Raw genomic sequence first — 15969 nt, forward strand, 5'->3', positions numbered from 1 at the left:
CGCGTTGGGTGCCGCTGCGCGCGTTGGCGCCGGCCCGCGCGACGGCGCCGAACCCGCGCGACGGCGCCGAACCCGCGCGACGAATGTGCGGCTGGGCCCGACCCGCGCGGCGGCGTCCGACCCGCGCGGCGGCGTCCGACCCGCGTGACGGCATTCGACCCGCGTGGCGGCGGTTCGGCAGGGGGTCGACGAGGCGGGATGTGGGTTGCGCGCGTTGGGTGCCGCTGCGCGCGTTGGCGCCAGCCCGCGTGACGGCACCGGACCCGCGCGACGGAACCAGGACGGAACCAGGACGGATGCAGGACGGATGCGGGATGGCTGGCGGATGTCTCGACAGCCTCGACCACCGGGACGGTGCACCACCACGGGATGCACAACGAATATGCCAGCTGCGGGGCGCACCGGACACGAATTCAGCGCCCGACCGGGCCCTGTGCGGCGATGCGCGCCATCCGTCGGCCTGTCTCTCGCTAGAATCGAGCAGGCAATTGGTGCAGGACGGATAGAGGACATTTCAGTGGCGCGTAGGCAGGACAACCGGACAGAGCTCCCGGGGCTCGAAGTGAAGGCTGTCGGCCCCACCGGACGCCCGTTGCGAGAGTTTCCCGACCCACGCCCCCTCAAGCTTCACGGCCCCGCCCGCATCATCTCGCTCTGCAACCAGAAGGGTGGCGTCGGCAAGACCACGACCACCATCAATCTGGCCGCAGCGCTCGCCGGCTACGGTCGCCGCGTTCTCGTCGTCGACTTCGACCCGCAGGGTGCACTCTCGGCCGGTCTCGGCGTGCCCACCCACGACGTCGTGACCATCTACGACCTGCTGCTGAGCGGATCGAAAGACCCGTTCGACGCCATCCAGCGCACCAGCGTTCCCGGCCTGGACATCATCCCGGCCAACATCGACCTCTCCGCCGCCGAAGTGCACCTCGTCAATGAGGTGGCGCGCGAGCAGATCCTCGCCCGGGTGCTGCGCAAGGTCTCCTCCGACTACGACGTGATTCTCATCGACTGCCAGCCGTCGCTCGGCATCCTGACCGTCAACGCCCTGACCGCCAGCCACGGGGTGCTCATCCCGCTTGAGTGCGAGTTCTTCGCGCTGCGCGGCGTCGCCCTGCTGATCGAGACCATCGACAAGGTGCGCGACCGGCTGAACCCGGCCATCGAGCTCGACGGCATCCTGGCCACCATGTACGACTCCCGCACCCTGCACTCGCGTGAGGTTCTCGAGCGCGTGGTCGACGCCTTCGGCACCCAGGTGCTGGAGACGGTCATCGGGCGCACGGTCAAGTTTCCCGACGCGAGTGTCGCCGGGCAGCCGATCACCGATTTCGCTCCGGAACACCCGGCGGCCAAGGCCTACCGCCAGATGGCGCGGGAACTGATCCAGCGTGGCGCTGTCGCCTAACGCGGTCGAAACTCCCGCCTTCTCGGTGGCCCTCGGCAACTTCGAGGGCCCGTTCGATCTGCTTCTCACGCTCATCGGCAAGCACGAACTCGATATCACCGAGATCTCGCTCAGCCGGGTCACCGACGAGTTCATCTCCTACCTGCGCGGTCTCAACTCCGATGAGGAGCTCGATCAGGCGACCGAGTTTCTCGTCGTCGCGGCGACCCTGCTCGACCTCAAAGTGGCCGGGCTGTTGCCGCTCGGCGAGCTGGTCGATGCCGAAGACGTGGCGCTGCTCGAGGCGCGCGACCTGCTCTTCGCCCGGCTGCTGCAGTACCGTGCATTCAAGGAGGCGTCGGCCTGGTTCGCCGGTCAGCTGGAGACCGAGTCCGCCCGGCACGTGCGCTCGGTGCGGCTCGAAGAGAAGTACCGCCAGCAGACCCCCGAACTCATTTGGACGCTCACCCCGGCCGACTTTGCAGCCCTCGCCACCCTGGCGCTGACGCCGAAAGAACTGCCGAGCGTCGGCCTCGACCACCTGCATGCGCCGCTGGTCAGCATCCGGGAGCAGGCCGCGCATGTGGTGGCGATTCTGCGGGCCGCAGACATCGTGAGCTTTCGCGAACTGATCGTCGACGCCGACCAGAAGGGCATCGTCATCGCCCGCTTTCTGGCCGTGCTCGAGCTCTACCGACGCGGCGCGCTCTCGTTCGAACAGATTGAACCGCTCGGCGAGCTCAGCCTGCGCTGGTGCGCCGAGAACTGGTCAGAAGAAAACCTCGCCAACCTCGGAGCCGACTATGACAACTGAGCGCACGACTGACACTGCCACCGAGATGGCGACGGATGCGCCCGCAAGCGACACAACGCACGTGACGGATGCGACGACCGGCGACGCCAACGTCGCATCCGCCACCGACAACTCCCTCGACAACGCCACCGACAACGCCCTCGACAACGCCACCGACAACGCCACCGACCTCAACGCCCTCGACCGCAAGCTCGAAGCCATCCTGATCGTGGCCGACGAGCCGCAGAGCCTGGTGCACCTGGCCAGCGCCGTCGACGAACCGCTGCCCGTCGTGCGCGCCGCGGTCGCCCGCCTGGTCGCGGATTTCGACGGCGTCGGCGTCGGCGATGGCGTCGCCAGCACCGGCACCGTGCGCCGCGGCTTCGAACTGCGCGAGGTCGCCGGCGGCTGGCGCATCTATGTGCGGGCGACGCACGACGCACTCGTCACCGACTTCGTGCTCACCCAGAACCCGAGCCGCCTCTCGCAGGCAGCCCTGGAGACACTCGCGGTGATCGCCTATAAGCAACCGATCAGCCGCGGGGCGGTAGCCTCGATCAGGGCCGTCAACGTCGATGGAGTGGTGCGCACCCTCCTCGGCCGTGGTTTGATCACTGAGGCCTTCACCGACAGTGAAACGGGTGCCATCAATTACGCCACCACAGACTTGCTGCTGACCCAGCTCGGAATCAACTCGCTCGACGAGTTGCCACACTTATCGCCGTTACTCTCCGACGGCGCAGAAGGATTTGAGGATCTACGATGACCAGCGATTTCGCACCCGATGCCGGCAACCCCGAAGCTGCAGTCGACGGCGTACGCCTGCAGAAGGTGATGGCCTCCGCCGGCGTCGCCTCCCGCCGCGTCTCTGAGGAGATGATCGCCGCCGGCCGCGTGCGCGTGAACGGCAAGGTCGTCACCGAAGCCGGGCGTCGCATCCACCCGGAGACCGATGAAATCTCGGTGGACAACATTGCCGTGCAGCTCGACACCAGCCGCCGCTACCTGATGCTGAACAAGCCGGTCGGCGTCGTCTCGTCGATGCAGGACGAGAGCGGTCGCCCCGACCTGCGCGAATTCACCAAGGACTACGAGGAGCGCCTCTTCAACGTCGGACGCCTCGACGCGATGACCAGCGGCCTGCTCATCCTCACCAACGACGGCGACCTCGCCCACGTGCTTGCGCACCCCTCGTTCGGTGTGACGAAGACCTACATCGCCAAGGTGGAGCGCCGCGTCACCGCGCAGACGATCGCCGCACTGCAGAACGGCATCGAGCTCGAAGACGGCCCGATCTCCGCCGACAAGGCGCGCGTGCTCAGCGGTCAGGGCGGCGACGGCTTCAGCCTCGTCGAGATCACCCTGCACTCCGGCCGCAACCGCATCGTGCGCCGCATGATGGATGCCGTCGGTCACCCGGTCGTCGACCTGGTACGCCGCCAGTTCGGCCCGCTCAACCTCGGAACCCTGCGCTCCGGCGCCGTGCGCGACCTCACTAAGGTTGAACTCGGCGAGCTGCTCACCGTGTCGCGCGCTGCACGTCCGGCTCAGGCGGGCACGCCTGCTGCAGACGCCGCGTCAGACGCCTCCAACTAGCAGCACAGCAGCACGCAGCTGGCCGGCCATCCGGTCAGTCGCCGCATCCGCTCGCTGCAACGCAGTCGGTCGCCAGGCCAGAAGCAGCCAGAAACAACAGTCAGCACAAGCCTTTCGCACAGCAAGGAGAACGTGAGTGGTGGAGAGTCGCCTCGTCGGGCCGGTCCGCATCGTCGGCGTCGGCCTGCTCGGAACCAGCGTGGGCCTCGGCCTCCGCAACCGCGGCATTGAGACGATTCTCGCCGACGCCTCGCCGACCAACCTGAGCATCGCCATCGACTACGGGGCCGGCCGAGCCGCCCGCGACGGCGACCAGCCGCAGCTGATCGTGGTCTGTGTTCCGCCCGACGTGACGGCCGAAATCGTCGCGCGCGAGCTCGACGCCTACCCGAACGCCATCGTGACGGATGTCGCCAGCGTCAAGTTGGCCCCCCTGGCCGAACTGCGGGAGCGGGGCGCCGACGTGTCCCGCTACATCGGCTCCCACCCGATGGCCGGCCGCGAACGCGGCGGGCCCCTCTCGGGCCGCGCCGACCTGTTCATCGGCCGACCCTGGGTCGTCGCCGCACACGGCGGCATCAGCTACCAGCAGGCCAACGCGATCGACGACCTGATCCTCGATCTCGGCGCTGTGCTCATCGAAATGAGCCCCGAAGATCACGACAGGGGAGTGGCGCTCGTCTCGCACGTTCCCCAGGTGATCTCCACCATTCTTGGCCGCCAGCTCGCCAATGCCTCGAACTCTGCGCTGAACCTGGCCGGGCAGGGCGTGCGCGACATGACCCGGTTGGCCGCGAGCGACGCCGACCTCTGGGTGCAGATTCTGGGGGCGAATGCGGAGCCCGTGCGGGACATCCTGATTGCCTACCGTGACGACCTCGACCGCTTCATCGACGCGCTCGCCGATCCGACCGCGCCCGGCGCGCGCCGCAAGGTGGCCGAGGAGATGATCGGCGGCAACGCCGGTGTCGCCCGCCTGCCAGGCAAGCACGGTCAGGACCGCCAGTTCTCGTCGATGATCGTGATGATCGACGATACCCCCGGCCAGTTGGCCCGCCTGCTGCACGAGATCGGTGAGATCGGGGTGAACCTCGAGGACCTGCGCCTCGAGCACTCGCCTGGTGCCGAGATCGGCCTGGTTGAGATTTCTGTTCTGCCCGAGGTGGTCGCCCGCCTCACCGATGAGCTGGCCGCACGCGGCTGGCGGATTGCCGGATAACCGTATGACACTGAACACACACACCACCCCCGACGACGTTCCGATCGTCGTCGCCATTGATGGGCCGGCCGGCAGCGGCAAGTCCAGCGTCAGCAAGGCGGCAGCGCACCGCCTCGGCTACGCGTTTCTCGACACCGGCGCCGCCTACCGCGCATTCGCCTGGTTCGCGCTCTCGCGCGGCGTCGACATGAGTGACGCGGATGCCGTCACCGGGTTGCTCGCGGACTTCGACTACTACATCGGCACCGACCCAGACGACTACGTCGTGCAGGTCGGCGACATGAACGTGACCGACGCCATCCGGGAGCCACGGGTGACGGCGGCGGTCAGTTCGATTGCCAAGGTTCCGGCCGTGCGCGAGCACCTCACCAACCTGTTTCGGCGCATCGCCCGCGACGTGTTGAAGCCCGGAATTGTGATCGAGGGCCGCGACATCACGACCGTCGTCGCGCCCGGCGCCGACGCTCGCATCCTTCTCACAGCATCCGAAGAGGCTAGAATGGCTAGGCGCTCTCTGGAAATATCGACCCAATCGGCCGAAACAGTAGCAGAACAGCTGCGATCGAGAGACTTGGCCGACTCGAAGGTTGTCGAGTTCATGAGCGCCGCAGACGGTGTGACCACCGTCGACTCCACCCATCTCGACTTCGAGCAGACCATTGACGCGGTTATCGACGTCATCACCACACGTACCGCGAGGAACTCGCATGACTAGTAACGAATACGACGACACGAGCCCCGAGCTCGTCGACGACGAACTTGCCGACAAACTGGCCAACCTCGACGAGGAGCTGGAAACGACCCGCGCCGCGGCGCTGCGTACCGGCCTCGACGATTATGAACTTGATGAAGAGGACTTCGACGTTCTCAACCTGGCGACGGAAGACCCCGACGCCATTCAGTACCTGCCGGCCCTGCCGGTCATCGCCATCGTCGGCCGCCCGAACGTGGGCAAGTCGGCTCTGGTGAACCGCATCCTCGGCCGCCGTGAGGCCGTCGTCGAGGACACCCCCGGCGTCACCCGTGACCGCGTCACCTACAAGGGTGAGTGGAACGAGCGCCGGTTCAGCCTCGTCGACACCGGCGGCTGGGAGCCCGATGCCAAGGGCATCGACGCATCCGTCGCCCTGCAGGCCGAAATCGCGATCGAACTCTGCGACCTGGTCATGTTCATCGTTGACTCCAACGTGGGCCCGACCTCCACCGACGAGGCCGTCGTCAAGATGCTGCGCAAGAGCGGCAAGCCCGTCTTTCTCGTCGCCAACAAGGTCGACGACATTCGTCAGGAGCCCGAAGCGGCCAACCTGTGGTCGCTCGGCCTCGGCCAGCCCTGGCCCGTCTCCGCCCTGCACGGGCGTGGCGTGGCCGACCTTCTCGACGCGATTCTGCTGGAACTGCCCGAGATCTCGAACGTTGCCAAGCAGGAAGTCGGCGGCCCGCGTCGCGTCGCCCTGCTCGGTCGCCCGAACGTGGGCAAGTCCAGCCTGCTCAACAAGGTTGTCGGCGAAGAGCGTGTCGTCGTCAATGAGATGGCCGGCACCACCCGCGACCCGGTTGACGAGCAGGTTGAGCTCGGCGGCAAGGTCTGGCGTTTCGTTGACACCGCCGGCATCCGTCGTCGCGTGCACCTGTCTCAGGGCGCCGACTTCTACGCGTCGCTGCGCACCAGCGCCGCACTCGAGAAGGCCGAAGTTGCCGTCGTTCTCATCGACGTCACCGAGGTGATCAGCGAGCAGGATGTGCGCATCATCGACTTGGTTCTCGAGTCGGGCCGTGCGCTCGTGCTCGCGTTCAACAAGTGGGACATGATCGACGACGACCGTCGCCGCTACCTCGAGCGTGAAATCGAGCAGGACCTGGCCCACGTGGCCTGGGCCCCGCGCGTGAACATCTCGGCGCGCACCGGCCGTCACATGGAGAAGCTGGTTCCGGCTCTCGAGGTTGCCCTCGAGTCGTGGGACACCCGCGTCGCCACCGGCAAGTTCAACGCCTTCTTGGCCGAGCTCGCCGCGGCACACCCGCACCCCGTGCGTGGCGGAAAGCAGCCCCGCATCCTGTTCGGTACGCAGGCCTCGAGCCGCCCGCCGACATTCGTCATCTTCACCACCGGGTTTCTGGACCCGGGATACCGCCGCTATATCACGCGTCGTCTGCGCGAGATCTATGGATTCGTCGGCAGCCCGATCAACATCAGCATGCGAGTGCGCGAGAAGCGCGCGCGCGGCAAGTAGCACTTGCCGGTGGTCGAGCCTGTCGAGACCACCTCGCGAGCCCGTCTCGACTTCGGTCGGGGCGGGCTCGTTTGCGTTTGCATCCATCTCGTTGATCGAGGAGCAGCCGACGCAGGAGGCCGCGTCTCGAGATCTGGCGAGCCGATCCTTGAACGTGGGTTGCGTTCGAACAGTGGCTCGCTGGGTCTCGAGACACGGGCTCGCTGCGCTCGCTCGCCCTCGACCACCGAGGTGGTGCCGTCATCTGCTGTCACACTCCGCACCGCCTGGCCCGGCTGGCGTAGCGTCGGCGACATGCATCCGCTCGCCGCGTTCGCCCTCGTGCTCGCACTCGTCGCCGTCGCGACGGGGCTCGGGCTGGTCTGGCGACGCCGGCAGGGGCGGGTGCGGGCCGTCGGCACTTCGTCGCACGCCGGGCTGATCCAGCCAGCGGATGTCGCCAGCTCGGCCCCGTTCGGCGCACACGCGACGTTGCTGCAGTTCAGCACCGACTTCTGCGCTCGTTGCCCGGGCACCCATCGCCTGCTCGGCGCGGTCGCCGATGCGCGACCCGGCGTCGTGCATCTCGACGTCGATCTGACCCACCGCGCGGATCTCGCCAACCGCTTTAACATCTTGCAGACTCCGACGACGATTGTGCTCGACGGCTCTGGTCGCATTCGTGCGCGGGTCAGCGGTGTTCCCGACCGGGGTCAGCTGGCCAGGCAACTCGACGAACTCTTGAGGAGTGACAATGTCCACAGCGGCTAATGCGTCAGACGGCACCGCGGCGGATGTCGGTGGGTCTGGGGCGGGCGGGACCGGCGCGGGTGCATCGGGCGCGGGTGCGTCCGGAACGGTTGCGTCAGGCACCCCGCAGGCCGGCGCGGGTATCGACCCGCGCAGTCCGCGGTTCGGGGCCGCGATCACAGCCGTGCTGCTGCTGGCGGTGATCTTCTTGGCGCTGGTGGGGGCATCCGTCGCCGCGTTGGTGCTGCTCGCGCTGATCGCGGCGCTGTTCGCGTGGGGTGCGTTTGCCGGGGTGCGCCGGCACCCGTATGGGCTGCTGTTCAAGAAGCTCGTGCGGCCCCGGTTGGCGCCGCCGACCGAGCTGGAAGATTCGGCGCCGCCGACGTTCGCACAGGGGGTGGGCCTGCTGGTCACCCTGGTCGGCGTGGTGCTCGGGCTGCTCGGCGTGCTGCCGGCCGTGCCGATCGCGGCTGCGGCGGCATTCGTGGCGGCATTTCTGAACGCGGTGTTCGGCTACTGCCTCGGCTGCCAGTTGTACCTGCTGCTGGTGCGGGCCGGAGTGCTGGGTCGGGTGCGCGCGGCGTAGGCATCAAGGCCATCTCGTTGGTCGAGGAGGCCGCCCGCGATCGGGTCGAGACCCCGTGAGCCGACGTTTGAACGCAACCCGAGTTCAAGGATTGGTTCGCGAGATCTCGAGACGCGTGCTCGCAAGCTCGCGCGCTCCTCGATCAACGAAAAGGCCATCTACCTAATAGCTTCGGGGCCGCTGTGCGGCATTGTGGTGAACGAATTTGACCATTTCGTTGGTCGAGGAGCGAGCGCCAGCGAGTGTCTCGAGACCCCGTGAGCCGATGTTCGAACGCAACCCCAGTTCAAGGATTGGCTCGCGAGATCTCGAGACGCGTGCTCGCAAGCTCGCGCGCTCCTCGATCAACGAAAAGGCCATATACGTAATAGCTTCGGGGCCGCTGTGCGGCATTGTGGTGGACGAATTTGACCATTTCGTTGGTCGAGGAGGCCGCCCGCGGCCGTCTCGAGACCCCGTGAGCCGACGTTTGAACGCAACCCGAGTTCAAGGATTGGCTCGCGAGATCTCGAGACGCGTGCTCGCAAGCTCGCGCGCTCCTCGATCAACGAAATGGCCATATACCTAATAGCTTCGGGGTCGCTGTGCGGCATTGTGGTGGACGAATTTGACCATTTCGTTGGTCGAGGAGCGAGCGCCAGCGAGTGTCTCGAGACCTCGCGAGCCGATGTTCGAACGCAACCCAAGTTCAAGGATTGGCTCGCGAGATCTCGAGACGCGTGCTCGCAAGCTCGCGCGCTCCTCGATCAACGAAATGGCCCCGCATCGCGTGCTCCTCGATCAACGAGATGGTCACCGGGTCGTATGCGGAACCTGCTGCGCCTTCTCCTGCGCACGAGCCAGAGCGACATTGCCCGAAGGATCGGGCAACGTGAAGGCACCCGATCCGACCGCCTCGCCCAGCTGCACGAAATCTGCATACGACTGGTCGGCGTAGGCGTGAGCCCAATCGGCAATCGCGGCGGTGAACACGTCGGAGGAGCCGATGTATCCGGCGGCAAATGCCGCATTGGGACTCTGCGAGTGCGCACGGGCCAGGAGTCGACCGCAGGCATCGGCGTAGTCAAGAAAGCTGCTCAGCTTCAGCGAGTCGATGTCGATCGAGATGTTGCGATCGCGAAACTGTCGAACGTAGAAGCCGAGTCCGATGCCGGTGAAATAGCCGAGGAAGGGGTCGGACACCGCTTGCAAAATGCGCTGGTTGGCCACCACGCGCAGGCCATGATCTCCGGTGAGGGCCTCCGGTTCATTCAAGTGGGAGACGATGGCTTCGATGCCGCCGAACTCGTTCAGCACCGAGCGGCCGGCCTCCTTCACCTGGAGGATCAAGCCTTCGCCGCTCGGGCCGGTGAGCACGACGATGAAGCAGCGGGTGCCGACGCTGCCGACTCCGACGACGCGGCGCACGATATCCGTCACGGTGTATTGGGAGAGCAGAAAGGCAATGTCGGGCGAGACCGTGTGCCGGTAGGTCTCGATCATCTCCTTGATCTGGGCTTCATTCTCGGGTGGCACGTGGGTCAGGGTCGGCGGCCGCTCGATGATCGAGATCGTGCCGTCTTCGCTGACCTCGGTGATCTTGTTGAGCTCCCTGGCGGAGGTGCGACGTGCCGAAGCGTTGAGCGCCCGGTCGATCACCAACTGGGTCGCTTTGCCGTACCGGGAGGATCCCAAGTTCACCTCGGCGCGGCGATAGTAGCGTTCCAGGGTGTCGAGTTCGAGCATCTCATTGAGTCCGAGCCGATACGAGGCGGCAGCGGCCTGTGCAGCTTCGCGCACGTCGCGGGGGGAGTAGCCCTTGTGCCGCCCGGCGATGACGACGCTGGTGACGAAGCGCTTCAGATCCCACTCCCAGGGGCCGAATGCGGCCTCATCGAAGTCGTTCAGATCGAAGACCATCGTGCGTTGCGGGGAAGCGAACAGGCCGAAATTGGAGATGTGCGCGTCGCCGCAGAGCACCACACCGGCGCCGGTCGTCGGGGCGCCGGCGAGGTCGGCGGCCTGCAGCGCGGCGGTGCCGCGGTAAAACGCGAACGGGTTCTGCAGCATCCGTTCGAGGCGCAGGGGCACGAGCCAGGGGAGTCGGCCCTCATTCTGTTCGTGCAGGATGCCGAGGGGATCGCGCGCGGCGTCGGGGCTGTAGGCGGCATGGGCGGATCGAGGCAGTGCTTTTCGCGCCTGGCGGCCGGCCTTGAGGTGGTCCGCCGTCGTGGTGATGGGCGGGTGTTCGAATCGGTGCCGAGCAGACGTGTTCTCCATGATTCCTGCCTCTTCTCCGGGGAGTGTGGATCAGGGTACCCCTGCGGGACGTTCGGCGGCTAGCACGGCGCTGTCTCGGTGGTCGAGCCTGTCGAGGTCTCCGCCGGACAGCCCATGTGTCCCAGGCCGAGTTCAGAGATCGGCTCGCGGGATTTCGAGACGCGTGCTCGCAGGCGCGCGCTCCTCAATCAACGACTGGGTTAACGCAGAAGGCGGCCCAGCGCTCTCGCGCCAGGCCGCCTCATGCGGAGTCTGTTTAGGCCTTGGTGTCGCCCTCAACAGGCGCGGACGGCGTCTCGTCGGCATTGACTGCGGGAGCCTCAACCGGGGTGGTCTCGGCTGCAGACGCGGTCGCCGACGCGGTCGCCGGTGCGGTCGTCTGCGGGGCGGTGAACGCCACCGCAGGAGCAGTCGCGGTGGGCGCGGCGATGACGGTGTCGGCATCCGTGTCAGCGATGTCAGCGACATCCGTTTCGCTGACAACGGTCGTGGTGGCGGCCGAACGCGCGATCGCGAACGACACAGCGTGCGTGGCCAGGGCGATGAGCAGGCCCAGCACGCCGATGCCGATGAGGGTTGCACCGAGCGAGCTGCCCGACTGCAGGGGGAAGAGCTTGGCGTAGTCGCCAGTTTGCTTGGTGTACAGCTCGGCCTGGCCGGAGTTCGACGAGGTCATGAGCACGTAGCCGACGAGGCCGACAACGACCGAGGCCAACCACAGAATGGCCAGCGAGTAGTTGGATTTCGTGCGGGCGTCAGAAGTTTTCGGGGACATGATTTCCTTCATCGTGTTGAGCGGCCCGAAGCGGGCCACTGAAAACCGTAGGGGAGTCAGCTATGTGGTTTCTATGAGAGGCCTGAGGATCCTCGCAATCTGTTGCTGCCTGTCCCGGCGCGGGCGTGTCGGGCGCTGTTGCCTGGTGGCGCCTATTCGATGAGCCGCAGCTGCACCACGGGCCGATCGGGTTTCGGTCGGGCGACGACGGTGAAGCCGGCGTTCTCGAACACCGACAGCGACCCGTGGTAGAGGTCGGCCGATGACACTCCCGGCCGTGCGGCGACGTCGACGGGGTAGCCCTCCACAATCCGGGCGCCATTCGCGCGGGCATGCTCGACGGCTCCCGTCAGCAGCGCCCCGCTCACTCCGCGTTTGCGAAAACCGACGCGCACCACGAAGCAGGTGACAGCCCAGACGGATGCGTCGTCGAGGTCATGGAGGCCGCCCGCCGTCACCAGCGGCATCCGTTGCAGCCTGCTGTAGTTCGGTCGGGGTTCGACCGCGCACCAGCCCACCGGTTCGTCGCCCAGATAGGCCAACACGCCCGGGGCGGGCGGCGAGGCCGCAATCTGATCGCAGAGCATCCGGCTTAAATCTTCGCGTTGGAGGCCGTTCCATTCGGCATTGCTCAGCTTGAAGAATTGGCACCAGCACCCGGCCGGATCGCCGCGGTTTGCGAAGACGGTGCGCACGTCATCCCAGGGCACGGTGTCGACCGGTCGCACCTGCACCTCCGAGAGAACGGGCATGCTGCCACGCTAACGCGATGCCGGGTGTGCGCAAGAGGTCTGCGGAGGCGGTAAGCTATTCGAGTTGTCTCTTGCAGGTGCAAATCGGTTCGCCGGGATGCGTTTGGGGGAGTAGCAGCGGGCTGTAGCGCAGCTTGGTAGCGCACCTGACTGGGGGTCAGGGGGTCGCAGGTTCAAATCCTGTCAGCCCGACCAAGAAGTCTCGGAAACTCAAGGGTTTCCGAGACTTTTTAGGTTAAAGATTTGATCCACTCACCGAAAACTCACCACTTTCACTTCTCCGGAACTGCTTTCGCCGGAATGGTCTCCGACGCGGCGTTGAATCTCCCGGTCGGTTGCGATCGCTTGGCTGCGACGTGCGCACCTTCCCGGCATGAACGAACACGAGATTCTCAGATCCTCCTCGTCGGCCTCCTCGTCGCCCGCTCCCGGCGAAGTGTCGGGGCTCGAGCCGCTTTGGGATGTGACCGAGTTGGCCAGCTACCTGGGCGTACCGGTGTCGACGATCTACGACTGGCGCACCCATGGCAAGGGACCGGCCGCGTACCGCTTCGGCAAGCACCTGAAGTTCGCCGTCTCGGACGTGCGCGCCTGGGTGGCCGAGCAGCGGGAGCGGGCGTAATCGCCCGCATCGCTCGAGAGGCGGTGGTGTGAATGTCCCGGCCCCGATTGACGATCGGTACCTTCGGCGACGTCACCACCCGGGTGACGCCGTCTGGCCGTTTCGAAGCCCGCGCCCGGTACCGGGACTGGGATGGCCGTGCGCGTCAGGTCGCGGCGACCGGCGAAACCGCCAAGGCAGCCGAACGCGCGCTGAAGGGCAAGCTGGCGGAGCGGTCGCTGTTCCAGCCCGCCTCCAGCACCCTGACGCCCGACAGCCCCTTTCCCGCCCTCGTCGCGTACTGGCTGGAAGACATCGATTTGGAGGCTCGGATTTCGAAAACGACTCGGAATCTGTACGAGCGCAACATGCGCACCCTCGTGCTGCCGGCGTTTGAGTCCCTCACGCTCCGCGAGATCGGCGTCGCACGCTGCGATCAGTTCATCAAACAGCTGGCGAAGATCTCCTACAACCGCGCCAAGCAGGCCCGGGTCGTGCTGCGGCTCGCCCTGGAGCTGGCGGTGCGGCACGAAGTCCTCCCGCGCAACCCGATGGACCACGTCTCCCGCCTCTACCGCGAGCCGCACATCCCCGATGCGCTCACCGCCCCCGAGGTCAACGTGGTCCGCGCCGCGATCGCTCAGTGGGAAAGCGCCGCCAACCACATCTCCGGCCCCAAGCCCGACGGCCAGCTCGGCGCGATCGTCGAGGTCATGCTCGGCACCTCGGCCCGCATCGGCGAGGTGTTGGCCATCCGCCGCCGGGACATTGACATCACCAGCCCCGTGCCATCCATCCGCCTCGCCGGCACCATCGTCAGCCGCAACGGCGAGCCGACCTTCCGGCAGGACCACCCCAAGACCGCCAGATCCAGTCGCGTCGTAGCACTGCCCACGTTCACCTCCGACGCGGTCCGCCGACGGCTCGCCACTGCCGGGAGCATGGGCTTGGACTCACTGCTGTTCCAGTCCCGGGACGGGACGCCGCTGACGACCGCGAACGTGCGCCGTCAGCTGCGACAGGTGCTCGACGGAGCCGGCATTACTGGGGTGACCCCGCACATGTTCCGCCGCACGGTCGCGACCGCGGTCAACGACAACGCCAGCATCGAACTGGCCGCGGAACTGCTCGGTCACACGGACACCCGGGTCACGGTGATGCACTACATCCAACGCAGCGAGCTGGTGAACCCGGCCACCGCCGCGCTCCTCGACCGGGCGTTCGCGAAAGACCAAGACTGACTGAACACGGTGCCGCCACGGTGGCGGCACCGTCTCATCGGGGATTTTGCTGTTTCCCGTGAAACGGAGGTCATCACTGCACGAGTGGGCGGACTGAGAACTGGAATTGGCTTCCTTTGTACACCGAAGGTTGAGCGCGCGCAATCGCCTCCAGAAATTCTCGTCACGGGCGACAACCCCGCCGCCGAATTCCCACAGTCACTGTGCGCTGCTGTGGGCGAGGTGGAGCACCCACTCACAAGGCGTGCGGAATAAGATTCCACCATGGACAGCAGGGAGGCCGGCAAGAGCGACGTCCAGAAGCCGGCCACGGGCGCTGCGGCGCCTGGCGACGTCGCCTGGACACTGCCCGAAGCCATGACAGGCCGGGCAAGCCCCGCGAAGGTCGCCGTCGGCGACAAGCCGGTCTTCGCCTATATCGCCAGCCTGCCGCAGCCGCAGCGCGGCATCGCCGAGGCGGTCGACGCGCTGGCGGCCAAGACGCTGACTGACCTCCGGCGGTCCGTGAAGTGGGGCATGTCGTACTACGGCGTCGGCGACGGGTGGTGCTTCAGTTGCGGCGGCTTCGCCGGCCACGTCAAGCTCATGTTCATCAATGGCGTGGCGCTCGAGCCGGTACCGCCGGTGACGCCGGTGGGCAAGTCGACGCGCGGTGTGGAGCTCGAGTCCGTGGGTGACCTCGACGAACGCCAGATCGCGGAGTGGATGAAACAGGTCGCGTCCGTGCCGGGTGTCGGGGGCAAGAAGCGGTGAACCGGGGGCTCGCCGCCGAGGCAAACGGCCGCTGGGGACTACAAGCGAGTCGAAAAGTCTTTGATGGTGAAATCGCCCTGAGGGAATCGGGTCGATACTCAATGTGTCGGCTGGGTCGTGGACGATGCTCTCCATGTTCGGAGCTGACCATGGGACGCGTCTCTCGAGCGCCTCTGTCTCATTCCCAAGAGGACGAAGATCCTGATGACATGCTCAACTTCGTGCGTATAGCGCCCCCCTCATCGGGCCTAATATCGGGCGAGGTTAGCGGGACAATGTCGCTGTCCCGCGCGGTCGTAACCGGCTGCTTCGGGGAAGTGTCTGCTGACGGTACGGCAATCGAACCATGTTCGATGCGAGACTGGGCGGAAGCTGCTCGTTGGGGAGGATGCAATGCGTTCATCAGTGCCAATGCCAGGGAATCCTTGGCCACACGACATGCTCATAACTGTCGAGGACGACCCGCACGCGCTTGTCGACCTCCTCTGGATTCGCGAAGCATGGGGTCTTAGGCCCGTCGGAGACAACCTCCCGCCCCTCCTCTCAGACAAGTCCGTCGGCGCTCACACTGGAACCGATGCATCCGGCGGGGTCGGAACCTGGCAGAACGACTGGCCTGCGATGTGGGAGGCGTGTGTTCGCCATGCAGGCCAGGTTCGCGATGAAACGCTATTCGAGCAACTCCAGGGAACCGCGTTCGGGTCAGCTGAGCGCGACGAGCTGCTGCACCAGTTCGTCGGCCCGACTTGGCGCGACAAATTCGGCGATGATGCATTCGCAGCCCAGTACGAGACGTGGAACCTGGCCAAGCTTGACGCTCGATCTCGACGTCGCCCGCAACCCCTTGAAGACGCGCCCGAGCATGTGTCGCTTGCCGCCCTTATCCCGGCGTGGCGCGCAGGGCTGAGCACCATCGTGGTCATTCCGTGCCTGAGCTCCTACACGCGAGTGATCGGGCCGCATTCCCTCATCGTGACATCCGAAACCCGTGACGACCCAAACCGGTATAGCCAAGCCCTGAAACAGTTTCGGTAGAGGTTCCCCTTGCGC

General features: G+C 66.2%; 16 protein-coding genes and 1 tRNA gene. 14 read left to right on the plus strand and 3 right to left on the minus strand.

Annotated features, from left to right (window positions below):
- The first annotated feature begins 517 nt into the window (after positions 1–517).
- The 9 genes from ABD791_RS00505 (at position 518) to ABD791_RS00545 (ending at position 8538) form a co-directional block, all read left to right on the plus strand.
- The gene (locus ABD791_RS00505; protein WP_345061227.1) at positions 518–1405 is read left to right on the plus strand and encodes a ParA family protein; all 888 of its coding nucleotides are present in this window, start codon (positions 518–520) and stop codon (positions 1403–1405) included.
- On the plus strand, positions 1389–2198 hold the full coding sequence (locus ABD791_RS00510; RefSeq protein WP_345061229.1) for a segregation and condensation protein A: 810 nt from the start codon (positions 1389–1391) through the stop codon (positions 2196–2198). The genes ABD791_RS00505 and ABD791_RS00510 overlap by 17 nt, the downstream gene beginning before the upstream one ends.
- 199 nt (positions 2199–2397) lie before the next feature.
- On the plus strand, positions 2398–2943 hold the full coding sequence (gene scpB, locus ABD791_RS00515) for an SMC-Scp complex subunit ScpB (RefSeq protein WP_425562231.1): 546 nt from the start codon (positions 2398–2400) through the stop codon (positions 2941–2943).
- Positions 2940–3773 carry a pseudouridine synthase gene (locus ABD791_RS00520; protein WP_345061233.1) on the plus strand — a complete coding sequence of 278 codons (834 nt, stop codon included), beginning with the start codon at positions 2940–2942 and terminating at the stop codon, positions 3771–3773. The genes scpB and ABD791_RS00520 overlap by 4 nt, the downstream gene beginning before the upstream one ends.
- A 136-nt stretch (positions 3774–3909) precedes the next feature.
- Positions 3910–4992 (plus strand): prephenate dehydrogenase, encoded by a 1083-nt coding sequence (locus tag ABD791_RS00525; RefSeq protein WP_345061235.1) that lies wholly within the window; start codon positions 3910–3912, stop codon positions 4990–4992.
- Between the two features lie 4 nt (positions 4993–4996).
- Positions 4997–5707, plus strand: a complete 711-nt coding sequence (gene cmk, locus ABD791_RS00530; protein ID WP_345061237.1) for a (d)CMP kinase — start codon at positions 4997–4999, stop codon at positions 5705–5707.
- The gene (der, locus tag ABD791_RS00535) at positions 5700–7223 is read left to right on the plus strand and encodes a ribosome biogenesis GTPase Der (RefSeq protein ID WP_345061239.1); all 1524 of its coding nucleotides are present in this window, start codon (positions 5700–5702) and stop codon (positions 7221–7223) included. The genes cmk and der overlap by 8 nt, the downstream gene beginning before the upstream one ends.
- Positions 7224–7454: 231 nt before the next feature.
- Positions 7455–7973, plus strand: a complete 519-nt coding sequence (locus ABD791_RS00540) for a TlpA family protein disulfide reductase (RefSeq protein ID WP_345061241.1) — start codon at positions 7455–7457, stop codon at positions 7971–7973.
- A complete protein-coding gene (locus ABD791_RS00545) occupies positions 7957–8538 on the plus strand; it encodes a DUF4395 domain-containing protein (protein ID WP_345061243.1) in 582 nt (193 codons plus the stop codon). Before ABD791_RS00540 ends, ABD791_RS00545 begins: the two co-directional genes overlap by 17 nt.
- A 792-nt stretch (positions 8539–9330) precedes the next feature.
- On the opposite strand, the gene ABD791_RS00550 is transcribed toward ABD791_RS00545, so the two are convergent.
- The 3 genes from ABD791_RS00550 to ABD791_RS00560 form a co-directional block, all read right to left on the minus strand.
- Positions 9331–10797 carry a DUF2252 domain-containing protein gene (locus ABD791_RS00550; protein ID WP_345061245.1) on the minus strand — a complete coding sequence of 489 codons (1467 nt, stop codon included), beginning with the start codon at positions 10795–10797 and terminating at the stop codon, positions 9331–9333.
- Positions 10798–11053: 256 nt separating this feature from the next.
- A complete protein-coding gene (locus tag ABD791_RS00555) occupies positions 11054–11572 on the minus strand; it encodes a hypothetical protein (protein ID WP_345061247.1) in 519 nt (172 codons plus the stop codon).
- A 152-nt stretch (positions 11573–11724) separates the two neighbouring features.
- Positions 11725–12324, minus strand: a complete 600-nt coding sequence (locus tag ABD791_RS00560; protein ID WP_345061248.1) for a GNAT family N-acetyltransferase — start codon at positions 12322–12324, stop codon at positions 11725–11727.
- Between the two features lie 118 nt (positions 12325–12442).
- On the opposite strand from ABD791_RS00560, the gene ABD791_RS00565 reads away from it, so the two are divergent.
- The 5 genes from ABD791_RS00565 (at position 12443) to ABD791_RS00585 (ending at position 15954) form a co-directional block, all read left to right on the plus strand.
- Positions 12443–12519, plus strand: a tRNA-Pro gene (locus ABD791_RS00565).
- Positions 12520–12697: 178 nt separating this feature from the next.
- Positions 12698–12946 carry a helix-turn-helix transcriptional regulator gene (locus ABD791_RS00570; RefSeq protein WP_345061249.1) on the plus strand — a complete coding sequence of 83 codons (249 nt, stop codon included), beginning with the start codon at positions 12698–12700 and terminating at the stop codon, positions 12944–12946.
- A 47-nt stretch (positions 12947–12993) separates the two neighbouring features.
- Positions 12994–14166, plus strand: coding sequence for a tyrosine-type recombinase/integrase (locus ABD791_RS00575; RefSeq protein WP_345061250.1), 1173 nt, complete (start codon positions 12994–12996; stop codon positions 14164–14166).
- Between the two features lie 264 nt (positions 14167–14430).
- Entirely contained in the window at positions 14431–14919 is a 489-nt protein-coding gene (locus ABD791_RS00580) for a DUF1801 domain-containing protein (RefSeq protein ID WP_345061251.1), read from the plus strand.
- Positions 14920–15357: 438 nt separating this feature from the next.
- A complete protein-coding gene (locus tag ABD791_RS00585; protein WP_345061253.1) occupies positions 15358–15954 on the plus strand; it encodes a hypothetical protein in 597 nt (198 codons plus the stop codon).
- Positions 15955–15969 lie beyond the last annotated feature (15 nt).

The organism is Glaciibacter kafniensis (assembly GCF_039538945.1).
Lineage (GTDB): Bacteria > Actinomycetota > Actinomycetes > Actinomycetales > Microbacteriaceae > Cryobacterium > Cryobacterium kafniensis.